Source organism: Aeromicrobium erythreum, from assembly GCF_001509405.1.
Classification (GTDB): domain Bacteria; phylum Actinomycetota; class Actinomycetes; order Propionibacteriales; family Nocardioidaceae; genus Aeromicrobium; species Aeromicrobium erythreum.
On the sequence record NZ_CP011502.1, the window covers coordinates 1,510,458 to 1,532,660 of the forward strand.

The following is a 22,203-nucleotide window of genomic DNA, read 5'->3' on the forward strand; positions in this document are numbered from 1 at the left end:
GCCGGCAGGGGAACGTCCACGAGACGTCTGGGGGACGAGGGTGAAGGACGCGTCGACGGCAGTGGTGCGGGCAGTCCGCTCACGGCTGCGCGACGCACGCCTGCGTCGTCACCTGCGGGGTCTCCTGCGCCGGCTCGACCTCCCGCTTCCCCTCGAGGTCGGGCTGCTGTGCGAGCGGCTGGGTCAGCTGCGGGGGACGCCCATCGCCCTCCTGGAGTGGGAGCTCGAGCCGACGGGGCCGTCGGGGATGCTCGTCTCGCGCGTGGACGAGGACGTCATCGTCTTCCAGTCGCGCACCTCGCGGGCCCACCAGGCACACATCATCCTGCACGAGGTCGGCCACATCGTGGCTCAGGACCTCGACGGCGTGGCCCTGCCGCAGCCCCTGCTCAGGACCTCCTACACCGCTCGCGACGAACGCGACGCCGAGGTCATCGCGTCGACCATCATGCACCGGGCGCTGTCGATGACCCGCCGCCTGGACCACGTGGCGCAGGTCGGCGGACGGTCCGTGCAGAGCAGCCTCGTGCTGTGGGACGGCTGGTCGTGAACGACCTCGGATGGGTGGCCGTCGTGACCCTGCTGGTGGGCGCGGCCTGGACCTTGCCCGCGCTCGCGCGCCAGAGCTTCCGGGACCCCATGCGACTCACGCTGTTCGCCTCGATGCTGCTGCTGGGGCTGGGCAACCTGCTCTCCCGCCCGCCGGTCATCGCGGTCGTGGACGCCAGGACGACGGTCGGCGCCACGAAGCTCACCTACAACGTGCTGATCCTGGTGGGGCTGTGCCTGATGATCGCCTTCCTGCGCGAACGGCCGCTCGTCGGGGCGCGCGCCCTGCGCCGCTGGGAGGTCCTGCTGTGCGTCGCCTGCGTCGGCGGCCTGCTCGTCGTGACGGCAGGCATCGACCCGTCGCTGCGCAACCACACCCTCGCGGCCCCGTTCCTGCAGGACGAGCACGTCCGCGCCTTCTACAACGTCGGCAACACCTATCTCCTGGCGGGCTACGCGGCCTGCGCCGTGCTCGCCGGGCGCCAGACCCGGCGCTCCGCCGGCGTGGTGCGGGTGGCCCTGGCGACGATCGCGGTCGGCCTCGCGGGACTGGCGCTCAGCTGCGTGGCACGGTTGGTGTGGGTCGACGTCGTCGCGACCCGACCGGGCGAGGAGGTCTTCGACGACCAGGACGTGCTCGCCTTCGCCCTCGTGGCGACGATCGTGGTGTGCGTGGGCATGAGCCTCCCGGCCGTGCGCAGCGTCGTGGCGATGCTGGGCGAGGTGCGCGGGCACCGCCGTCGCTGCCGCGGACTGCGGGAGCTCTGGACCCGTCTGGTCGAGATCCATCCCGACCTCGTCCTCGACGGGCTCACCTACCGCGGCCCGGCGGTCGCGACGGGCTACGCCCTCGCGACCTACCGGCGCTACGTCGAGTGCCGTGACGGGCTGGTCCGCGTGGGGGCGCTGGTGCCGGGGGCGCCGGAGGACTCGGCAGGACCAGCCGAGGCTGCCCAGGCGCTCGACGCCGTGCTGCGAGGAGCTCCCGTGGGGGAGCCGGTGGTCTGGGGCGTGCACGAGAGGTACGAGGACGACGTCGACGCCCTCGTGCGTCTCTCGAGCGCCCTGCGCTCGCTGCGGAGCCGGGCGCCGGCCCTGGCCCGGTGACCCAGAGGTCAGGGCACGAGCACGAGCTTGCCGCGGACGCCGCCTGCCTCGAGTCGCGCGTGTGCCCGGCCGGCCGCCTCGAGCGGGAGGCTCTCGACGTCGGGGAGCACGCCCGCGCCGCTCGCCGCGCGGGCGACGACGTCCTGGAGGTCCTCGCGCGAGATCTCGACGCTCGTGAGCCGCACGTCGACGCTGGGGTGGTCCTCAGGCGTGGGGGCGCTGAACGGCGTGATGGTCACGAAGCGACCACCCTCGCGTACCGCGTCCACCAGCGTCGGGACGCCCGCGGTGTCGATCACGACGTCGTAGGTGCCGGGACCGATCGTGTCCGGGCTCGTGCGCACGGTGCCGAGGGCCTCGGACTGCTCGAGGCGCACGGCCCACACGTCCGCGTCGCCCGGTCGGACCACGAGGTCGGTAGGTCCCTGCCGTGCGAGGAGCCGACCGGCCACGTGGGAGCCGACGCTGCCCTGGGCGCCCACGAGCAGCACGCGGTCCTCCGCGCCCAGGCCGGCGAGGCGCAGCGTCTGGACGGCGGTCACGCCAGCGAGCGGGAGCGCGGCGGCGACCAGCAGGTCGAGCGACGCCGGCACCGCGACGGCGAAGGCGGGGTCGAGCGCAACACGCTCGGCCATCGAGGCGATCCCGGTGCCCAGGGGTGCGGTCATCGCCGCCACGCGGTCGCCGGCCGCGAACCCCGACCCGTGCGGCGCGCGGAGCACGGTGCCGGCGAGGTCCCAGCCCAGCAGCGTGGTGCCCTCCGTCGGGATCTGGCCCGAGCGGGTGGCGAGGTCGACCGGGTTGACCGCCGCGCCGGCGACGTCGACGACCAGCAGGTCGTCCCGGTCGGGCTCGGGGACGTCGAGCACCTCGACGACCTCGGGGCCGCCGGGGGCGTGGAAGCCCACGGCCCTCACGGCTGACCGGTCTCGCGTCGGGACGCGTCGAGCGCGTCCATGATGGTGAGGAGCTGGCTGCGTGCCTCCGGCGTGAGCTCGCCGGCGCGCATGGCGATCGAGCGCACCTGGCGGTCCGCCAGCGCCTGCGCCCAACCGGCGTCGTCCTCCTCCTCGCCGGTGAGGGCGGCCATCGAGATGGGCAGCGACGCCGCGCGCGGCTTGAAGTAGTGCACGAGCGCGGAGAGGACGGAGACCGTGGGGTTGGTCTGCGCGCCGCTGCGCAGCGCCGCGAGGTAGCTGCGCGAGATGGTGACGTCGTGCTCGGGGCTCTCGCTGATGGCCTGGGCGACCTCGGCGGTGGAGGGCTCGCGCATGCGACCGACGGGATCGCGCGTGGCGGCGTCGGCGAACCAGGCGTTCAGGCGTTCGGCGAGGGTCGACATGGTCACTCCCGGGGTGAGAGGTCGCCGTGGGGACAGCGGCGGGGACAGCGGCGGGGACACGGTGGGGGAACGACAGGGAGTGGCGTTCCTGTGTTGACAGTATCACACTCGCCATCCATAACTGCTGTGTGCCACTATAGTGGCACACACGACGATGAACTGACCGGGTGTGGTCGCCCGCAGATCTCTGCAGGGCGGCAGCGCACCACCACCAACCGACGCCACGACCACGGGCCCTCGGGCCGGAGCAGGAGCACCGATGCGCAGCGCCACGGCCCTCACCCAGGGGCTCCACCACCACGTCCACCGCACGCGGGGCGACCTCCCGTCGCCCTCGACCGCCGTCCCCGACCCGACCCGCACGCCACGGCTCGGAGCCGACGCGTCGTGGACGGTCGAGGCGGTGCAACAGGTCCGCTACCACGTCGTGCGGTCCCAGGGCCTGTTCGACGTCGACAACACGACGCTGCTCGACGGCTGCGCCGACGCGCCCATGGCCGCGGGGGAGCGCAGACTCGTGGTCGTCGACAGCGCGGTCGACGCCCTGCACGGCGACCGGATCCGTACCTGGTTCGACGCCCACGACGTCGCCGCGACGATCGTCGCCCTGCGCGCGGACGAGGAGGTCAAGCAGTGGGACTCCGTCTCGGCGGTGATCGACGCCATGAACGCCTTCGGGATCGACCGGCGCCGTGAGCCGGTGCTCGCGGTCGGCGGGGGTGTGCTGACCGACGTGGTCGGCTTCGCGGCCAGCCTGTACCGGCGCGGCACGCCGTACCTGCGCATCCCGACCACGCTGATCGGTCTCGTGGACGCCGGTGTCGGGGTCAAGACGGGGGTGAACTACGCGGCCGGCAAGAACCGGGTCGGGACCTACGCGGCGGCCAAGGCGACGTTCCTGGACCGCACCTGGCTCAGCACCCTCGACCCGCGGCACGTGTCCAACGGCCTCGCGGAGGTGCTCAAGGTCGCCCTGATGAAGTCGGCAGAGCTGTTCGAGCTGCTCGAGCGCTCGGGTCGCGACCTGCTCGAGGACCGGCTGCTGGGCAGCACGCCGGAGCTCGACGCCGCGGCCGCGACCGTCGTGGCCGAGTCGATCCACCTGATGCTGGAGGAGCTGCAGCCCAACCTCTGGGAGTCCACCCTCGAGCGCTGCGTCGACTACGGGCACACCTTCAGCCCGGTCATCGAGATGCGCGCGCTCCCCTCCCTGCTTCACGGCGAGGCCGTTGCCGTCGACATGGCGCTGACCACCGTGATCGGCGAGCTCCGCGGCTACGTCTCGATCGAGCAGTCGGCGCGGGTCCTCGCCGTCATGCGCCAGCTGGGACTGCCCACCTGGGACGACGTGCTGGCCGAGCCGGGGCTGCTGGCGTCCGCCCTGCGCGACACCGTGCGCCACCGCGACGGCCAGCAGCGGCTACCCCTGCCCGTCGGGATCGGGGGCCACCGCTTCGTCAACGACGTCACCGACGCCGAGCTGCAGAGGGCGCTGGAGCTGCTGCGCTCGCGCTCCCGGGACCACGCGCAGGAGACGCGATGACGACGGCCGTGGTCGTGGGCGGCTCCACCGGCGTCGGTCGCGGCGTCGCCGACGCGTGGGCCGCTGCCGGCTGCCGGGTGCTGACGCTCAACCGGTCCCGTCCGGTGGGCCCGGGGCCGAGCTGCTGGAGCACGTCGCGGTCGACCTCGCCGATCCCGACGCCGCGCGCGTCGTCCTGCGCTCGCTGCCCGACGAGGTCGACCTGCTCTGCTACTCGGCCGTCTACTTCACCGCCGGACGTGCGCCGTTCGCCGAGACCACCGAGCGCGACTGGGAGGACCAGTGGCGCATCAACGTGCACGGGCTGTGGCTGGCGCTGCACAGCCTGCTGCCCGCCCTGCGACGTGCGGCGCCCTCGGTCGTGCTCAGCATCTCCTCGGAGGTCGTCTACAACGCGGGCCCGCTGCGGGCCGGCTACGCGGCCACGAAAGCCGCGGCCCGTGGGCTGGTCGAGTCGCTCGCGCAGGAGGAGGACCCGGACGTCGTGCGCGTCGTCCAGGCACTGCCGGCGCAGATGGTGGACTCGCCGGGCATCAGGGCGCGCCGCCCGGACGACTTCGACTACGCCGACTACATGACGGGTGACGACTTCGGCCCGCTCGCCCGCGACCTCGTGGAGCGACGTGCCGCCGACCTCGCCGGTGAGGTCCTCGTGGTGGACCACGGCGGCGCCTACCGTCCGCTCGGCGACACGCTGCCGACGTCGCAGAGCCGACCGGCGGGGGTGTCGGCATGAGCGTGCGGCACGCGGAGGCGGACGCGTACCTGTTCGACATGGACGGCACGCTCGTGGACTCCACGTCGGTGGTCGAGCGGACCTGGGCCGACTTCAGCCGGCGGCACGGCCTCGACGTGGAGGAGGTGCTGGCCTACGCGCACGGTCGTCCGACGGCCAGCACGACCGCCCACTTCCTCGAGGACGCCGACGTGGCTGCCGACGAGGCGATCCGGCTGGCCGCCCTGGAGGAGGAGACCGTCGACGGCATCGTCGAGGTCCCGGGCGCGGCGGCCCTCGTCGCCGGGCTGCCCGAGGACCGGTGGGCCGTCGTCACCTCGGCCGGCCGACGTCTCGCCGAGCGGCGCCTGGACGCCGCCGGCGTCCCGCGTCCTGCCGTCCTCGTGACGGCCGACGACGTGGCACGGCCCAAGCCCGACCCGGAGGGCTACCTGCTGGCTGCACGGCTCCTCGGCGTCCCCGTCGACGCGTGCGTCGCCTTCGAGGACTCGGAGGCGGGGGTCCGGGCCGCGGTCGCGAGCGGCGCGCGCACGGTCGTGGTCGGCACGCTGTCGTCCCACGACGGGACGCTGCCACGTGTCGTGGACCTCAGCGGTCCCGACGTCCCCGGCGCCGTCGCCGCCACGAGGGTCCCGTCGTGACGGCGCTCGACACCCGCGGCCCTACGGCACGCACGCGAGCGACCGCGACGTTCGCCGTCGACGTCGGCGGCACCTGGACGAGGAGCCGGCCCCTGGAGGACGGCGCACCCACCGAGCGCGTGCCCACACCGAGCATCCTGCGGCGCCCTGGAGTCCCGGTGGCGGTGCTGCGGGACGACCTCGTCGCGCTGCTCGCCCGTCTCGCGCCGCCGGGTGCGTGCGTGGCGGTCTCGCTCGGCGCCGCCCTCGACGAGCGCACCGGCATCGTGCACGGCTCGGCGCCGCTGTGGGGGGCGGCCGACGACCCCGTCGATCTGGGCGCCGCGCTCGCCCGACGCCGTCCCGATGTCGCCTGGCACCTCGTCAACGACGTCACGGCGGCCGTCACCGACCTCGCCGTGCGTCACGCACCCGCAGGGGTGCGGCACGTGGGCTACCTGACCGTCAGCAGCGGCATTGCTTACCGGTGTCTCGACGTCCCGCGCGCACGGATCGAGATCGACGAACGCGGGCTGCAGGGCGAGGTCGGCCACCTCGTGGCCCAGGTCGACGCCGAGGACGCCGACCTGCTGCGCCTGCGCTGCGAGTGCGGGGGAGCGGCCCACCTCGCCGCGATCTCCTCCGGTCCGGGCATCGCGCGGCTGGTCGTGCAGCGCGCGGGTGCCACGTCGGACCCGGTCGCCAGGCTTCGCGCGGGCCTCGGCGCAGGGGAGGACTGGGCCCAGGGGGTCCTCCGCTCCGCCGTGGCCCCGGTCGCGGCGCTGGTCCGCACCCTGTGGACCCTCGACCCGCACCTCGACCTGCTGGCCCTCGGCGGCGGTGTGGTCGAGGGACTCGGCGCCGTCTACGAGCACACGCTCCGCGGGCTGCTGGCCGTGCCCGCGTCGTACGCCGACCCGCCGCGGGACGACGCGTGGTTCGACGAGCACCTGCGGTGCTGCGTGCCGGGTGACGTCGACCTGCTGGCCGGCGCCGCCGCAGCCGTGTCCGGAGCAGCGGAGGCGGTCCGATGACCAGGGGAGCCGTCGCGTCGGGGCGCCCCGCGGCACTGGTGCGCGTCGAGCGGCACCGCGCCCTCGTCCGCACGCCCGCCGGCCTGCGGCTGCACAGCCTTCCGACCCCCACGCCCGGACCGGGTGAGCTGCTGCTGGCCCCGGAGGTCGTGGGCGTGTGCGGCACCGACCTGCAGATCCTGCGCGGGCTCCGCGCCGACCCCGCCGAGGTGCTCGGGCACGAGGGGGTCGCTCGCGTCGTCGCCGTCGGACCGGCCGTCGCCGGACCTGCACCTCGCGTCGGGGAGCGCGTGCTCGTCGACCCGACTCACCCGAGGGACGACACGTTCCTGCTCGGCCACAACGTGGCCGGTCTCTGGGCGGAGCGCGTGGTCGTGCCGGCCACGGCCGTGCGCGACGGGCTCGTGGTGCGGGCACCCGGCCCCGGGCCCGCCACACCGGCCGGCCCCGACCACGACGCGGCCGTCGTGGCCGCGCTCGCCGAGCCGCTGTCGTCCGTGCTGGAGGGGTACCGGGTCGCGACCGACGTGGCCGCCGGCGCACCGTCGACGCTCGTGGTCTGGGGTGGCGGGGTGGTCGGCCGCCTGGCTGTGCGGTGGTGGCGGCACCGCCGTCCCGACCTGCGGGTCCTCCACGTGCACCGCCCCGGCGAGCCGCCGCTCCTGCCGGAGCCGGGCACGCTGGCCCTCGCCGCGGACGACCAGGACCTCCCGGCCGTCCTGGTCGGGCTCACAGGTCCCGTGACCGCCGTCGTCGCCACCCCGCGCACGGCATCGCTCCAGGCCGTGGCTGCGCTGGTGGGACTGTGCCGCGCTGCTCTGACGATCGACCTGCACGCGGGCCTGCCCGCTGGGCCGGTGCGCTGGAACGGCGTCGAGGACGTCGTCGACCTCGCTGCGCTGCGAGCGCGCAACCGCGCCGGGCGTCCCGTCGTGCCGGTCGCTCGCACGGTGGGCCGCCGAGGCGCGGCACCGGTGACCTTCGTGGGCCACCGCGGCGTCGCCCCGGCCACGCTCCAGCGGGCGGCCCACGTGGTGTCCGGCGACCCGACGGCCTGGGCCGACCTTGTGACGCACCACGTGACGCTCGACGACGCCGTCCGCGCGATCCGTGCCATGGTCGACGGCGACCGACACGTCGACGGTCGACCGGTCCTGAAGCTCGCCATGAGGATCTCGCGGTGAGCGCGGGCGTCGTGGCCGTGGCCCAGTGGCGGGTCGCCCCCGACCACCGGGAGGCCGTGGTCGGCGTGCTCGCGGCGGGGACCCGGCACGTGCAGCTCGACGTCGGCGGGCCCGGTCGCGGTCCGGTCCTCGACGACGCGGTGCTCGCCGAGCTGTGCCGTCTGGGCGTCGTCGTCGACGCCCTCGCGGTCAACCGCGCGAACGACCTCGGTCTGCACCGCGACGGGCGTCCGACGCCGGAGTGCCTCGACCTGTTGCTCGCCACGGTCGGGCTCGCCCGCCGCCACGGGGTCTCTGCGGTCCACGTGCCCAGCTTCCGGGCGAGCGCGATCGTCGACGCGCCGTCGCGCGACGCGACGGCGGAGGTGCTGGCGCGCTGCGCGGGCGAGGGCGGGGCCGACCTGCTCGTGCTGACCGAGTCGACGCTCGACGCCGCCGATGCCGTCGCGCTGGTCTCGGCCACCGGCGCGTCGACCGTCCGCGTGGTCGCCGACACCGGCAACCTGCTCGACGCCGGCCGCGACCCGTTCGCCTTCGTCGACACCTGCCGCGCGCACGGCGTGCTGGCGCCCTCGGTCCACGTGAAGGTACCGACGGACGTGCGAGCCGACGAGGTCGCGGCCCGCACCCGCACGATCCTCGCGCAGGTCGGCGACGGTGACGTCCTGCTCGAGAACGACTATCGCGGTCGCCCCGACCTGCTGGCCGCCGACGTCGCCGCCGCCTACGACCGCGCCGCCGCCCGCCGGCACTCTCTCGCCGGAGCGACCCTCGACCCGCCGACCCTCCGGCGCACCCGCCCGACCCAAGGAGCGTCACGATGACCGCCACCGCCCTGCTCGACGCCCGAGCCGCCCAGGAGCGTCCGCGCCCAGGAGTCCGCCTGGACTCGCTCACCGGACTGCGCTTCCCCGCGGCGCTCGCCGTGCTGCTGTTCCACAGCGCGCTGCCCGAGCTGCCGTTGTTCGCCGACCGCGGGGTCCAGGAGGGCTACTACCACTGGCTCTCCCAGGCGGGCGGCCTCGGCGTCACGTTCTTCTTCCTGCTCAGCGGCTTCGTCCTGACGTGGTCGGCGAGCGCCGGTGACCGTCCCGCGTCGTTCTACCGCCGACGGTTCGTCAAGATCCTGCCGCTGTACTACGTCACCGCGCTGCTCGCCGTGCTGGTGATGCACGCGGGGTCGGTGCCGTGGCGCGACCTGGCGTCCTACCTGACCATGACGCAGGTCTGGCCGCCCGACTACCCGCTCAACTTCTCCGTGCTGGCGCCGGGCTGGTCGCTCGCGACGGAGGCCTTCTTCTACCTCACCTTCCCCCTCCTCGTCGGCCTGGTGGTCGGCCGGGGGACCCGACGGGCCGCCACCGTGCTCGCCGTGTCGGTGCTGGCCGTCGTGGCCGTGCCGCTCGTGGCGACCCTCCTGCCGGAGGGGAGCCAGCGGCTCTCGAACGAGCCCGACGTCTCGGGCCTGCAGTACTGGTTCGCCTACGTGCTGCCGCTGACCCGACTCCCCGACTTCGGCGTGGGCATGGCGCTCGCGGTGCTGGTGCGTGGCGACGCGCTCCCGCGGCTGTCCCTGCGCTGGTCCTTCGCCGCCCTGGCCGGGGCCTACGTGCTCGCGCTGTCCGCGCCCGTCCTGCTCGCGCAGCGCGCCGTGCTGGTCGTGCCCTGCGCGCTGATCATCGCCGCGGCCGCCCAGCGCGACCTGGCCGGTCGACCCTCGGTGTGGCGTGCCAGGCCGCTGCGCTGGCTCGGTGAGGTCTCCTTCGCGTTCTACCTGCTGCACTTCATCGTCCTCGACGCGCTGGACGTGCACGTGCTGCACGGACCCACCGACTCCGTCGCGGCAGCGGTCGCGTACCTGCTGGGTGCGGTCGCGCTCACGGTCCTCGGCGCCGGAGCGCTGTACCACTGGGTCGAGATGCCCCTGGTCCGCGCCTACGGCGGCCGGACCGTGCGCGGCCTGCGTCCTCGCCGCAGCATCGAGTCGCCGGCCGTGCGGGCGTCGGGCGAGCCGATCGGACCGACGTCCGTCCGCAGCGTCCTGCTCCCGGGACCGCGGGAGGTGACGCTCGTGCAGCGCCCCGCCCCGGTGCCGGGGCAGGGCGACCTCCTGGTGCGGGTGCGCCTGCTGGGCCTGTGCGGCACCGACCTGGGCTTCTACGACGGCAGCAGCTCCTACCTGCACGACGGGCTCGCCTCGTATCCCTTCGTACCCGGCCACGAGTGGACCGGCGAGGTCGTCGCCGTCGGCGCGGACGTGGACGACGCCTGGGTCGGACGCCGCGTCGCCGGGCACAACATCAGGGCCTGCGGGCGCTGCGAGCACTGCGCGGCGCGACGGATCACGCACTGCCCCGAGCGCCGCGAGATCGGCGTGCTCGGAGACGGCCCTGGTGCCGCGGCGGACCTCGTCGTCGTGCCGGTCTCGACCGTGGTGGCCGTGCCCGACGCGCTCTCGGACACCTCGGCGGCGCTGCTGGAGCCGGCGTCCGCCGCCGTCCACGCGATGCACCGCGTCGACGTCCGCGCGGTCGACCGGGTGGCTGTCGTCGGCGCGGGGACCCTGGGTCTCGTGGCCGCCCAGGCCGCCCGCGCACGAGGCGCCGACGTGCTCGTCGTCGAGCCGCGCAAGGAGGCGCGCGAGCTCGCGGCCAGCCTCGGGCTCGTCGCCGTCGAGCGCCCGGACGGGTCGCACGGCGAGTCCTTCGACGTCGTCGTCGAGGCCTCGGGCTCGACCGTGGGGCTGGTGTCGGCCATCGGGCTGGCCGCGTCCGGCGGTCGGGTGGCGCAGCTCGGCACCCCGCACCACGCCGTCGACGGCGTCCCGGTCGCCGACCTCGTCGTCCGTGACCTGAGCGTCGTCGGCGTCCTGTCCGGCGTCGGGCACTGGGAGGAGCTCGTCGACCTGGTGGTCGCCGGGCACGTCGACCTCGACGCGATGGTCGACCGGGTGGTACCGCTGGAGGACGTGCGGTCCGCCTACGAACGCCTGGCCGACCCCCTGCGGGTGAGGCCCAAGGTGCTGCTCGACTTCATGACCCACCCCACCACCGACCTGTCCTGAGGAGGACCTCATGAAGATCTACGTCGTCCACGGCTACTCCGCCGCCCCGCACGACCACTGGTTCCCCTGGCTCGCCGAGAAGCTGCGCGCCGAGGGCCACGTCGTGGAGGTCGTGCCCATGCCCGACTCCACGAACCCGTCGCGCGACGCGTGGGAGCGCACCCTCGACGAGCGCGTCGGCGACGTCGACGAGGAGACGCTGCTCGTGACCCACAGCCTCGGCACGGTCACCGTGCTGCGCTGGCTCGCCGCGCGCCCCGCGCCCTGGCGCCTGCGGGGCCTCGTCGCCGTCTCGGGTTTCCAGGGGCCGATCGCCGCGGTCCCCGAGCTCGACGACTACCTCGCCGAGCCGCTCGACCCGGCGGACGTCGCGCGGGTCTGCGAGGCGGTCGACGCGCGCGTCGGCATCTACTCCGACGACGACTCGATCGTCCCTCCCGAGGCGTCGAAGGCGCTGGCCGCACAGCTCGGCGCGCGCACCCGCGAGGTCCCGGGCGGCGGTCACTTCCTCGCCGACGAGGGCTTCACGGAGCTGGCCGAGGTCCTGGAGGCCGTCGAGGACCTCACGCGGTGACCGCGCTGCGGCTCGGCCTGCTCGGCGTGGCGACGTTCGTCTACGTCACCTTCGAGCTGCTCCCCGTGGGCCTGATCGGCGACATCGCGGAGGACCTCGACGTCTCCCAAGGGCGGGTCGGGCTGCTCGTCAGCGGGTACGCGGTCGTGGCGGGGCTGTGCACCATCCCGGGCGTCCGCCTGGTGGCGAGGTGGCCCCGGGCCCGGGCGGTCCAGGGCGCCCTGGCCGTGCTGCTCGTCGCCGCCGTCGTGGCGACCGTCGCGACCAGCTACGCGGCGATGGTGCTGAGTCGGGTGCTCGCGGCGCTGACCCACGGCATCCTCTGGTCGCTCGTGGCCCCGGCCGCGGCGTCGCTCGTGCCGCGCGAGCGTGCGGGCATGGCGACGGCCGCGGTGTTCGGTGGCGCGACGGCGGCCTCGGTCGTCGGCTCGCCCCTGGCCACGTTCGTGGGGGAGGCCACGGACTGGCGCGTGGCGGCCGGCGGTCTCGCCGCGCTCGTGGCACTCACGCTCGTGGGCCTCGTCCTGACGCTGCCGGCCGAGCCGTCGACACCGGCCCCTTCGGTGGCCGCCGACCCGCTCGACCAGGCGGGGAGCGAGCGCGGGCTGGGCCGTCTGCTCGGTCCGGCCGCCGGACCGTTGGTGGTGCTCTACGCCCTCGCCGTCGTGGTCGTGTCGGCCCACTTCACGTCGTTCACGTACGTCGCGCCGATCGCGCGCCGGGCCCTGGACGGCGTCGACGTGCCCCTGCTGCTCGCCGGGTTCGGCGTGGCCGGAGCGGCGGCGACGCTGGTCGTCGGCCGGGTGCTCGACGTCCGTCCGGTGGGCACCACCGTGACCGCGGTTGCGGCCATGCTCGTGGGGACCGCGGGCCTGGCCGCCGCCCTCGGCCTCGGCGCCGGCTCCTCCGTGCTGGTGGGTCTGGTGCTCTTCGCGGCCGTGGCGGTCTGGGGAGCTGCCTTCGCCGCCATCGGCCCCTGCTACCAGGCCGGCGTCATGCGCCTCGCCGGTGACCGGGTCGACACCGCGTCGGCGGTCTACGTGACCTGCTTCCAGGTGGGGATCGCCACCGGGTCGGGACTCGGTGCGCTGCTCGTCGGGATCGACGTCGAGGTGCTGCCCGTCGTGTCGGCGTCGGCGTGCGCCGTCGCCCTCGCCCTGACCCTCCTGCGGCGCGACGTCTACGCCCCGAGGACGACCGTCGGGACGCGCGCCTGACCGTGCCGCACCGGCCCGTCGTGATGTGGTGAGATGGATGTGACCACGGTCACGCGCCCGGTGATCCCGCGCGCCGACCACCCACAGGAACGCCGACGGGCCACACCCTGGGCCCGCGCGTGACGGAAGGAAGCCATGACCCTCTCGACCGGCCCCGACGGCGCCGCCCCGACCACCGCGACGCGACGCGAGCACGACCTGATCGGCGACCGCGACGTCCCGGCCGACGCGTACTGGGGTGTCCACACGCTGCGCGCGACCGAGAACTTCCCGATCACGGGCATCCCGATCGGGCAGAGCCCCTTCCTGGTGGAGGCGCTCGCCGCGGTCAAGCAGGCGGCGGCGACCACGAACCACGAGCTCGGGCTGCTCGACACGCAGCGCTTCCGCGCCATCGAGCAGGCCTGCGAGGAGATCCGGGCCGGCTCCCTGCGCGGCGAGTTCGTCGTCGACGTGATGCAGGGCGGGGCGGGCACGTCGACGAACATGAACGCGAACGAGGTGATCGCCAACCGGGCGCTGGAGATCCTGGGCCGCCCGCGCGGCGACTACGGCTTCCTGCACCCGAACGAGCACGTCAACCTCAGCCAGTCGACCAACGACGTCTACCCGACGGCGGTGAAGATCGCGATCATCCTGGCCACCCACGCGCTGCTCGACGCGATGGTGGTGCTGCAGGACTCCTTCGTCCGCAAGGCCGAGGAGTTCCGCGACGTCCTCAAGATGGGTCGTACGCAGCTGCAGGACGCCGTCCCGATGACGCTCGGGCAGGAGTTCGGTACGTACGCCGTCATGCTGGGGGAGGACCACAGCAGGCTCACCGAGGCCGTCGCGATGCTGCACGAGATCAACCTCGGCGCGACCGCCATCGGCACGCAGCTGAACGCGCCGGCCGGCTACGTGCCCGCCGCGGCGCAGCACCTCGCCCGGCTCACGGGACTGCCGCTGGTCAGCGCGGTCGACCTCATCGAGGCCACGCAGGACTGCGGCGCGTTCGTGCAGCTCTCCGGCACGCTCAAGCGGGTCGCGACGAAGACCAGCAAGATCTGCAACGACCTGCGCCTGCTGTCGTCGGGCCCCCGCGCGGGCCTGAACGAGATCAACCTGCCCGCGGTGCAGGCAGGGTCGAGCATCATGCCCGGCAAGGTCAACCCGGTCATCCCGGAGGTGGTCAACCAGGTCGCGTTCCAGGTGATCGGGATGGACGTCACCGTCACGATGGCCGCCGAGGGCGGTCAGCTGCAGCTCAACGCCTTCGAGCCCGTCATCTGCTACTCGCTGTCCGCCGGCCTCTACCGGCTGCGCGAGGCGATGCTCGTGCTCGCGCGCCGCTGCGTCGACGGCATCACCGCCAACGAGGCGCTGCTGCGCCAGGAGGTCGAGAACTCCATCGGCCTGGTCACCGCCCTCAACCCGTTCATCGGCTACACGGCGGCGACCGAGGTCGCGATGGAGGCCCTGGCGACCGGACGCGGGGTGGCCGAGCTCGTGCTCGAGAAGCAGCTGCTGCCGCCGGAGCAGCTGCGCGCGATCCTGCAGCCCGAGGTGCTCGCGAACCTGACGCCCCGACGTGGCCCCGAGGCCGACGTTCAGGCGAACAGCGTCGTGGCGGGGTCGTCCAGCAGCTCGACCGCCAGCACGTGGTCGTCGGCCACGTAGTCGATCGAGATCCGCACCCCGCGGTCGTGCGGGGTGACGGAGGCCTGCACGTCGCCCAGGCCGTAGGCGATGTCGCGCAGGGTCACGGTGGCCTCGCCGACCGGGTCGTGCTCGGGCCACTCGGCGATCAGCCGGTGCACGACGCCGGCGAGCACGGCGCTGCTCATGGCCCGCACGACGTCGTCGGACCCGACGGCCCGCACCCGCACGTCGGGGAGGCCGAACTGGGCGAGTCCGTCGGTCACGAGGTCGCCGTCGAGCAGGGCCGCGTGGTCGAGCACGTACCACTGGGCGGCGTGCGCGAGCGAGACGTCCTCGCTCGTCAGCTCCAGGACGCGGGGCGTGAGCAGCTCGACGACGACCCCGTCGTGGCGGGCTGCCAGCTCGAGCGCCTGCACGCGGGTGTCGCGCGCAGCGGCGGCCGCCTCCGCCACAGGCGCCTGGCTCTGCAGCACCAGCTGGTGGGGCCGGGCCTCCAGTCGCTCCAGGCCCTGCGGCGACGTGCCGTGCGCGCGCAGCAGCGCGGCGTGGGGCAGGGGCACGTGGTCCTCGTGCTCGAGCGGCTCGGCCGTCATGACGGCGTACAGCGACTCGCACGTGGCGGGGACCGGGACGGGTCGGGTGCTCATGTGGGCCCATCCTAGGCGGGCCGCTGCGTAGACTGGCGCGCGTGACCAGCGACGCCTTCCACGTCTACGACACCACGATGCGCGACGGTGCCCAGCAGGAGGGACTCAACCTCTCCGTGCAGGACAAGCTGCACGTGGCGCGCCACCTCGACGACCTCGGCGTCGGGTTCATCGAGGGCGGCTGGCCGGGATCGAACCCGAAGGACACCGAGTTCTTCGCACTCGCCGCCAAGGAGCTGGAGCTGCGGACCGCGACCCTGGCCGCCTTCGGCGCGACCCGTCGGGCCGGGCTGCGGGCCGCCGACGACCCGCTCGTCGCGGCGCTGCGCGAGTCCGGCGCGCCGGTGGTCACGCTCGTCGCGAAGAGCCACGACCGGCACGTCGAGCTGGCATTGCGCACCACGCTGGAGGAGAACCTGGCGATGGTGCGCGACACGGTCGAGCACCTCCGGGCCGAGGGGCAGCGCGTCTTCGTCGACTGCGAGCACTTCTTCGACGGCTACGTCGCGAACCGCGCGTACGCGCTGGAGGTCGTGCGGACCGCCGCCGAGGCCGGCGCCGACGTCGTCGTGCTGTGCGACACCAACGGCGGCATGCTGCCGCACCAGGTCGAGGAGGTCGTGGCCGACACGCTGTCCGTCGGGGCGCGGCTCGGCATCCACGCGCACAACGACACGGGCTGCGCCGTCGCGAACTCGATGGCCGCGGTGCGCGCCGGGGCCACGCACCTGCAGGGCTGCCTGAACGGCTACGGCGAGCGCACGGGCAACGCCGACCTCGTGACGTCCGTCGCCAACCTCGAGCTCAAGCTCGGCATGCAGGTGCTGCCGGAGGGGGCGCTGGCCGAGGCCACGCGCATCGCGCACGCCGTCTCGGAGATCACCAACTACCCACCCTCCGCGCGCCAGCCGTACACCGGCGTGTCGTCGTTCGCGCACAAGGCCGGCCTGCACGCCAGCGCGATCCGCGTCGACCCCGACCTGTACCAGCACATCGACCCTGCGCTCGTGGGCAACGACATGCGCCTGCTCGTCTCGGAGATGGCCGGTCGGGCCACCATCGAGCTGAAGGGTCGCGAGCTCGGCTACGACGTGGGCGACGACGCCGAGCGGCTCGGGCGCATCACCGAGCGCGTCAAGGCCATGGAGCAGCAGGGCTACACCTTCGAGGCGGCCGACGCGTCGTTCGAGCTGCTGCTCGCCGAGGAGATGGAGGGTGCCCGACCCTCGTACTTCGACGTCGAGTCGTGGCGCGTGCTGGCCGAGTCCTCGCGCGGCACGGAGGCCACCGTCAAGCTGCGCGCCGCCGGTCAGCGGCTCGCGGTCATCGGCGAGGGCAACGGCCCCGTCAACGCCCTCGACCACGCCCTCCGCCAGGCGATCGAGCAGCTGTACCCCGACGTGGCGCGGTTCCACCTCATCGACTTCCGGGTGCGCATCCTCGACCAGGGCCACGGCACCGACGCCGTCACGCGCGTGCTCATCGAGACCTCCGACGGCAAGGACGCGTGGGTCACGGTCGGGGTGGGCCCGAACATGATCGAGGCCTCGTGGGAGGCGCTCGTCGACGCGCTCACCTACGGGCTGCGGCGGCACGGGGTCCCGGTCGGCACCGCGTGACCCGACGTCGACTCCTCGCGCTGGTCCTCGCGCCCACCCTGCTCCTGGGCCTCGGGCTCGGTGCAGCGCTGGTCGTCGACGCCCGTGCGCGACAGGTCGACGTCGACCGCGCCGACGCCGTGGCGCTGCGCTACGAGGAACGTCTCTCGCACTACCGCGAGGTGGTCGTGCGTGAGCTCGAGGCCGCCGACGCGACGGACCCCGACGCCGTGGCCCGGGTGCTGGCACGGCACCGCGACGACGTGCCGACGCTCGGCGCGACGTCGCAGCGCGGCGCAGCGGCCTCCCCGGACTACGGCGCCGCCCGTCGTGAGCAGTCCGTCGTCACCGAGGCGATGGACCGCCTCGACGACGTCGTCGTCGACACCCGGGCCGCGCAACGCTACCTGGTCGCCGCGCGTCGGGCGCTCGAGGTCGACCCGAACGCGCTCGCGCCCGGCACGTTCGTCACGAGCGGCGCGCCGCTGCGGGCCCAGCTGCTGCCACCCATGCGCACCACCCTGGCGAGCTTCGAGGCCGTCGAGGCACCCCGTGACGCCGCCGCGGTGCGCGACGCGGTGCGGCGCGCGCTCACCCACGTGATCACCGAGGCCGAGGCCTTGGCGGCGCGGCTCGACGCCGGTCAGAGCGGCAGCTTCCAGTACGCCGAGGAGTACGCGGCCGCGCGCACGGCGGTGACGCAGTACGAGGAGCGCACGCGCGCCGACCTGCGCGAGGCGCTCGACAACGTGCTGGCCGGCGACGGCGTCGGGCGCTGATCCTGGTGCGCTGATGCTGTGTGCGGCCCGGGGCGGGCGTCAGGCGCGGGGGAGTCGCCGCATCGGCACGTGCTCGATGCCCGCCTCCCAGAAGTTCTCGCCGCACCGCTCGAAGCCGAAGCCGGCGTACCAGTCGTGCAGGTACGCCTGCGCGCCGAGCCGGACCTCGGCGTCGCCCCAGCGCTCCAGGACGGCCCGCAGGAGCCGGCTCGACAGCCCGCGGCCGCGCTGGTCCTGGCGCGTGGCCACCCGCCCGACCTTGCGCACGCCGGACTCGGCGGTGAAGGTGCGCAGATAGCTGGTCGGTCCGTCGGCGTCGGCGAACCACAGGTGGTGGCAGGTCGGAAGGAGGTCGATGCCGTCGACGTCGGGCTCGTCGCACTGCTGCTCGACGGCGAAGACGACGTCGCGGATCCGCCAGATGTCGTACACCTCGGCGGCGGTGAGCTCGTCGCCGGAGCGCACGTGCAGGTCGTCGTCCACGTCGGTCAATCTACTGGCCGTCTCGAGCGTCGGGCTGCTCGGGCGCGTGGGCGGCCGGGTGGGCGAGCAGACGGTCGACGTGCGCCAGCAGCGCACGCCGCAGCGGTTCCGCCCGGGCCGCGAGGTCGCGCTGGCGGCGCACGTACTCGGCCCGACCGTCGGCGACCTCGACCGGGATCGGGTCGAGGCCGTAGGAGCCGACGTCGTAGGGCGAGGCCTGCATGTCGACGGTGCGGATCTCCAGCGCCAGCTCGAACGCGTCGAGCACGACCGTCGACTCGACGAACGGCAGCAGCCGGAAGGCGATCCGGTAGAGGTCCATGTTGGCGTGCAGGCAGCCCGGCTGCTCGTGCGCGAGCTGGTGCTCCCGGCCGAGCTGCCAGGCGTTGCGCGGCTCGGCCGCCGGGGTGAAGAAGCGGAACGCGTCGACGTGCGTGCAGGTGAGCGGGTGGGCCTCGACGACGGCGTCGGTGCCGCTGCGGCCGAGCCGGAGCGGCAGGTCGTGGCGGGGCTGCTCGGAGCGGTAGACCATGGCCCACTCGTGCAGGCCGAAGCAGCCGTAGCGGGCCGGGCGGTCGAGCGTGGCGGTCAGCAGCGACCTGGTCCACCGCAGGCCGCGCACGCGGGAGGCGAGCCGCCTGGGGTCGACCGTGCTGACGCCGTCACGCGTCACGTAGGCGCCGAGGGCGGCGTGCTCCGGCGCGTCGGCGAGCCCGACGTCGAGGCCGGGGTGCCAGCGCTCGAGCTGGGCGGGGGAGAGGTTGTAGTACTCGAAGGGGAAGTCGACGACGGGGTGCGGCTCGTGCCGCTCGCGGCGGAGCAGGTGTGGCGCGGTCCAGGTGCGGGCACGCTCGCGGTGGGCTGCGGCGCGCGGCTCCCAGACGTCGCGGTCCAGCACCTGCCGCACGAGGGTCGGGGAGGTGCTCACGCGACGCAGTCGGCGCAGGTGCCGAAGATCTCCAGCGTGTGCTCGACGTCGGTGAAGCCGTTCTCGGTCGCCACCTTCGTGGCCCACGACTCGACCGCCGGGCCCGCGACCTCGACGGCGCGCCCGCAGGAGCGGCAGACGAGGTGGTGGTGGTGCTCGCCGGCCTCGCAGCGCCGGTACAGCACCTCGCCGTCGTTGCCGCGCAGCGCGTCGACCTGCTCGGCGTCGACGAGCGCCTGCAGGTTGCGGTAGACGGTCGACAGGCCGACCTTCTCGCCCCGCTGGCCCAGCACGCCATGGATCTGCTGGGCGCTGGCGAAGCCTTCGAGCTCGTCGAGCACCGCGCTCACGGCGCGCCGCTGTCGGGTGTTGCGGATGTCAACCATGGTCCTCCTCAGGAGGAGCGTACCGACCGTCGACGACGCAGGCCCACGGTGACACCACGCAGCAGCGTGGTCAGCACGAAGGTGCCCAGTGCGAGCATGACGATCGTGGGGCCTGGTGCCGTGTTGGCCTCGAAGCTGGTGACGACGCCGAGCACCGCGGTGAGCAGCCCGATGGCCATCGCCAGCAGGTGCGTGAGCCGGAAGCTGCGCGCGACCTGCTGTGCGGCCGCCACGGGCACGACCATGAGCGCGGACACCAGCAGCAGCCCGACGGTGCGCATCGCGACCGTGATGGTCGCGGCCGCCATGACGGCGATCAGCAGGCCGTACAGGCGTGTCGGCACGCCGCTGACCTTGGCGTGCTCCTCGTCCTGGCAGACGGCGAACAGCTGGGGCGAGAGCAGCAGGCACAGGCCGACGACGACGACGCCGAGCACGCTCACGACGACGACGTCGGTGTCGGTGACGGTCGTGATGGATCCGAAGAGGTAGCGGTTGAGGGTCGCGCCGCTCTCGCCGGCGAGGCCGATCAGCAGGACGCCCGCGGCGATGCCGCCGTAGAACAGCATCGCGAGCGCGACGTCGCCGCTGGTGCGCGTGTAGGTGCGCAGCACCTCGATGACGACCGCGCCGAGGACGGCGACGACGAGTGCGGTGAGCACCGGCGCCGTCCCCGTGAGCAGCCCCAGCGCGACGCCGGTCAGGGCGACGTGGCCGAGGCCGTCGCCCAGCAGCGCGAGACGGCGCTGGACCATGAACGTGCCGATCGCCGGTGCGGCGAGACCGGTGAAGAACGCGGCCACGAGGGCGAGCCGCATGAACTCGTAGTCGAGCAGGTCGAGGCTCACCAGACCCCCTCCTCGGGCAGGGGACGCACGCGGTCGGGGTCGGCCGTGTGCGGGTGGGCGTCGCCGTGGTGCTGCTGGTGGACGTCGGCGACGTGGTCGTCGACCGGGCCGTCGTGCACCACGCGACCCTGGTCGAGGACGACGGCGCGGTCCACGAGCGGGAGCATCGGGCCGAGCTCGTGCGCGACGAGCAGCACGGTCATGCCCTCGGTGGCGAGGTGGCTGAGCAGGTCGGCGAGGTCCTCGGTGTGGTGGGCGTCGACCCCGGCGGTGGGCTCGTCCATGACGAGCAGCTCGGGCTCGCCGGCGAGTGCCCGCGCGATGGCGACACGCTGCTGCTGGCCACCGGAGAGCTCGACGAGCGGCGACGACGCGCGGTGGGCGAGGCCGACGCTCTCCAGGGCGGTGACGACCGCCTCGCGGTCGGACCGGCGCGGCAGCCCCACGCGCGGGCGCAGCGACAGGCGACCGCTCGAGACGACCTCGCGCACCGTGGCGGGCACGCCGGTCGAGGCGGCCGACCGCTGCGGCACGTAGCCGACCCGTCGCCAGCTGCGGAACCGCGTGAGCGGCTCGCCGAAGAGCTCGACCGTGCCGGTCGAGGGCACGAGCCCGACGGCCGCGCGCACCATCGTCGACTTCCCGGATCCGTTCGAGCCGAGCAGGGTCACGAACTCGCCCCGCTCGACCGTGAGGTCGACGCCGCGCAGCACCGGGTCACCGCCCAGCGTGACCTCGACGTCACGCAGGACGAGTGGGGGGTGCGTCATGAGCAGCTGTTGGCCTTCTGGAGCTCGGCGAGGTTGGAGCGCATGATCGAGAGGTAGTCCTGGTCGGACGTGTCCTTCGTGAGTCCCTCGATCGGGTCGAGCGTAGCCGTCTGCACCCCGGCCTCGCGCGCCACCGTGCGGGCGACCGCGGGGCTGACGAGGGTCTCGGTGAAGACCGTCGTGATGCCGTCGCGCTTCACGAGGTCGGAGATCTCGGCGAGCTGGGCGGCCGACGGCTCGGTGCTGGGGTCGATGCCGGCGATGGGGATCTGCACGAGGTCGTAGGCGCGGGCGAGGTAGGCGAACGCGGCGTGGCTGGTGACGATGTCGCGGACCTTGCAGGTCTTGAGCCCGGCCCGGTACTCGCCGTCGAGCTTCTGGAGGTCGGCGACGAGGGCCGCGGCGTTCGCCTCGTACTCGTCGGCGTGGTCGGGGTCGAGCTTCACGAGGGCGTCGCGCACGTGCTCGGTCAGCGGCTCGAGGTTCGTCGGGGCGAGCCAGAGGTGCGGGTCGACGCCGCCGTGGTCGTGCCCGTGGTCGTGGCCCTCCTCCTCCGCGTGGCCCTCCTCGTCGGCGTGCTCCTCATCGCCGTGCGCATGGTCGTCGTGGCCCTCCTCCTCGCCCTCGGCGTGCGCCTCCTCGGACTCCTCGATGCGGTCGACGCCGTCGGCGGCGTCGACCGTGGTGCCGGGCTCGCGGTCGGCCTCCTTGACGGCCTCGTCGACGGCGGTCTGGAACTCGTCCTGGTAGACCACGAGGTCGGCGTCCTGCACCGACGCGACCTGCTTCGGGCTGAGCTCGAGGTCGTGCGGCTCGCCGCCGGGCTTCGTCAGGTTCGTGACGTCGGCGTGGTCGCCGGCGATGCGCTCGGTCACGTACTGCAGCGGGTAGAACGACGTGACGACCGACAGCCTGCCGTCCGAGCCGCCGTCGGAGGAGCCGCCGCTGCCGCAGGCCGCGAGGACCAGGGCGCAGGAGGCGAGCAGGACGGCGGAGCGGGTGCGACGAAGAGCCATGAGAACGATTGTCAAGACGAGCGGGAACCGTTGTCAAATCCCTCGCCTGACGGACGCGTCACACCCGCGTCGCGCTGGCACCACCATGGGGGTCGCACCGCCGTCGGACGCCTCGCGCACGATCGATACGCTGGACG

The 22,203-nt window shown here is 73.9% G+C and carries 23 protein-coding genes; 14 read left to right on the forward strand and 9 right to left on the reverse strand.

Translation table 11 applies throughout. The features are described from left to right. Positions 1–40: 40 nt before the first annotated feature. Entirely contained in the window at positions 41–550 is a 510-nt protein-coding gene (locus Aeryth_RS07100) for a hypothetical protein (protein ID WP_144433710.1), read from the forward strand. After that, the gene (locus Aeryth_RS07105; protein WP_067856495.1) at positions 532–1,656 is read left to right on the forward strand and encodes an MAB_1171c family putative transporter; all 1,125 of its coding nucleotides are present in this window, start codon (positions 532–534) and stop codon (positions 1,654–1,656) included. Before Aeryth_RS07100 ends, Aeryth_RS07105 begins: the two co-directional genes overlap by 19 nt. Positions 1,657–1,664: 8 nt before the next feature. Here Aeryth_RS07105 and Aeryth_RS07110 read toward each other — a convergent pair whose 3' ends face one another. Continuing rightward, positions 1,665–2,573, reverse strand: coding sequence for a zinc-binding dehydrogenase (locus Aeryth_RS07110; RefSeq protein WP_067856498.1), 909 nt, complete (start codon positions 2,571–2,573; stop codon positions 1,665–1,667). Next, complete coding sequence (locus Aeryth_RS07115) at positions 2,570–2,998, reverse strand: hypothetical protein (protein ID WP_067856500.1); 429 nt, start codon at positions 2,996–2,998, stop codon at positions 2,570–2,572. The genes Aeryth_RS07110 and Aeryth_RS07115 overlap by 4 nt, the downstream gene beginning before the upstream one ends. A 259-nt stretch (positions 2,999–3,257) precedes the next feature. On the opposite strand from Aeryth_RS07115, the gene Aeryth_RS07120 reads away from it, so the two are divergent. The 10 genes from Aeryth_RS07120 (at position 3,258) to Aeryth_RS07165 (ending at position 14,629) form a co-directional block, all read left to right on the forward strand. Further along, entirely contained in the window at positions 3,258–4,541 is a 1,284-nt protein-coding gene (locus tag Aeryth_RS07120) for a sedoheptulose 7-phosphate cyclase (RefSeq protein WP_083516321.1), read from the forward strand. Positions 4,542–4,596: 55 nt separating this feature from the next. Next, positions 4,597–5,277 carry an SDR family NAD(P)-dependent oxidoreductase gene (locus tag Aeryth_RS07125; protein WP_202967716.1) on the forward strand — a complete coding sequence of 227 codons (681 nt, stop codon included), beginning with the start codon at positions 4,597–4,599 and terminating at the stop codon, positions 5,275–5,277. Next, positions 5,274–5,918, forward strand: a complete 645-nt coding sequence (locus Aeryth_RS07130; RefSeq protein WP_067856504.1) for an HAD-IA family hydrolase — start codon at positions 5,274–5,276, stop codon at positions 5,916–5,918. Before Aeryth_RS07125 ends, Aeryth_RS07130 begins: the two co-directional genes overlap by 4 nt. Continuing rightward, on the forward strand, positions 5,915–6,931 hold the full coding sequence (locus Aeryth_RS07135; RefSeq protein WP_067856507.1) for an ROK family protein: 1,017 nt from the start codon (positions 5,915–5,917) through the stop codon (positions 6,929–6,931). The genes Aeryth_RS07130 and Aeryth_RS07135 overlap by 4 nt, the downstream gene beginning before the upstream one ends. Next, positions 6,928–8,115, forward strand: a complete 1,188-nt coding sequence (locus Aeryth_RS07140; RefSeq protein ID WP_083516322.1) for an alcohol dehydrogenase catalytic domain-containing protein — start codon at positions 6,928–6,930, stop codon at positions 8,113–8,115. Before Aeryth_RS07135 ends, Aeryth_RS07140 begins: the two co-directional genes overlap by 4 nt. Next, positions 8,112–8,939, forward strand: coding sequence for a sugar phosphate isomerase/epimerase family protein (locus tag Aeryth_RS07145; protein WP_067856514.1), 828 nt, complete (start codon positions 8,112–8,114; stop codon positions 8,937–8,939). The genes Aeryth_RS07140 and Aeryth_RS07145 overlap by 4 nt, the downstream gene beginning before the upstream one ends. Next, entirely contained in the window at positions 8,936–11,179 is a 2,244-nt protein-coding gene (locus tag Aeryth_RS17355) for an acyltransferase family protein (RefSeq protein WP_083516323.1), read from the forward strand. The genes Aeryth_RS07145 and Aeryth_RS17355 overlap by 4 nt, the downstream gene beginning before the upstream one ends. A 10-nt stretch (positions 11,180–11,189) precedes the next feature. Beyond that, positions 11,190–11,753 carry an RBBP9/YdeN family alpha/beta hydrolase gene (locus Aeryth_RS07155; protein ID WP_067856517.1) on the forward strand — a complete coding sequence of 188 codons (564 nt, stop codon included), beginning with the start codon at positions 11,190–11,192 and terminating at the stop codon, positions 11,751–11,753. After that, positions 11,750–12,970, forward strand: coding sequence for an MFS transporter (locus Aeryth_RS07160; protein ID WP_067856520.1), 1,221 nt, complete (start codon positions 11,750–11,752; stop codon positions 12,968–12,970). Before Aeryth_RS07155 ends, Aeryth_RS07160 begins: the two co-directional genes overlap by 4 nt. A 135-nt stretch (positions 12,971–13,105) precedes the next feature. Beyond that, entirely contained in the window at positions 13,106–14,629 is a 1,524-nt protein-coding gene (locus tag Aeryth_RS07165) for an aspartate ammonia-lyase (RefSeq protein ID WP_083516324.1), read from the forward strand. Here the strand turns inward: Aeryth_RS07165 and Aeryth_RS07170 are convergent. Then, a complete protein-coding gene (locus Aeryth_RS07170) occupies positions 14,560–15,258 on the reverse strand; it encodes a hypothetical protein (protein ID WP_067856522.1) in 699 nt (232 codons plus the stop codon). The genes Aeryth_RS07165 and Aeryth_RS07170 overlap by 70 nt on opposite strands. A gap of 41 nt (positions 15,259–15,299) precedes the next feature. Here Aeryth_RS07170 and cimA point away from each other — a divergent pair, with 41 nt between their 5' ends. Continuing rightward, a complete protein-coding gene (gene cimA / locus Aeryth_RS07175; RefSeq protein ID WP_144433711.1) occupies positions 15,300–16,877 on the forward strand; it encodes a citramalate synthase in 1,578 nt (525 codons plus the stop codon). Further along, a complete protein-coding gene (locus tag Aeryth_RS07180; protein WP_067856525.1) occupies positions 16,874–17,635 on the forward strand; it encodes a hypothetical protein in 762 nt (253 codons plus the stop codon). Before cimA ends, Aeryth_RS07180 begins: the two co-directional genes overlap by 4 nt. Positions 17,636–17,674: 39 nt before the next feature. On the opposite strand, the gene Aeryth_RS07185 is transcribed toward Aeryth_RS07180, so the two are convergent. From Aeryth_RS07185 to Aeryth_RS07210, 6 genes are read right to left on the reverse strand one after another with little or no spacing between them, the layout of a single operon-like run. After that, positions 17,675–18,118, reverse strand: coding sequence for a GNAT family N-acetyltransferase (locus tag Aeryth_RS07185; RefSeq protein ID WP_202967717.1), 444 nt, complete (start codon positions 18,116–18,118; stop codon positions 17,675–17,677). 10 nt (positions 18,119–18,128) lie between these two features. After that, positions 18,129–19,046: a hypothetical protein gene (locus tag Aeryth_RS07190; protein ID WP_067856531.1), complete on the reverse strand. Its 918-nt coding sequence runs from the start codon at positions 19,044–19,046 to the stop codon at positions 18,129–18,131. After that, positions 19,043–19,432, reverse strand: coding sequence for a Fur family transcriptional regulator (locus Aeryth_RS07195; protein WP_067856534.1), 390 nt, complete (start codon positions 19,430–19,432; stop codon positions 19,043–19,045). The genes Aeryth_RS07190 and Aeryth_RS07195 overlap by 4 nt, the downstream gene beginning before the upstream one ends. 8 nt (positions 19,433–19,440) lie before the next feature. Next, entirely contained in the window at positions 19,441–20,280 is an 840-nt protein-coding gene (locus tag Aeryth_RS07200) for a metal ABC transporter permease (protein ID WP_236749843.1), read from the reverse strand. Next, the gene (locus Aeryth_RS07205; RefSeq protein WP_067856537.1) at positions 20,277–21,050 is read right to left on the reverse strand and encodes a metal ABC transporter ATP-binding protein; all 774 of its coding nucleotides are present in this window, start codon (positions 21,048–21,050) and stop codon (positions 20,277–20,279) included. The genes Aeryth_RS07200 and Aeryth_RS07205 overlap by 4 nt, the downstream gene beginning before the upstream one ends. Beyond that, complete coding sequence (locus tag Aeryth_RS07210) at positions 21,047–22,066, reverse strand: metal ABC transporter substrate-binding protein (RefSeq protein ID WP_067856540.1); 1,020 nt, start codon at positions 22,064–22,066, stop codon at positions 21,047–21,049. The genes Aeryth_RS07205 and Aeryth_RS07210 overlap by 4 nt, the downstream gene beginning before the upstream one ends. Positions 22,067–22,203: the final 137 nt, after the last annotated feature.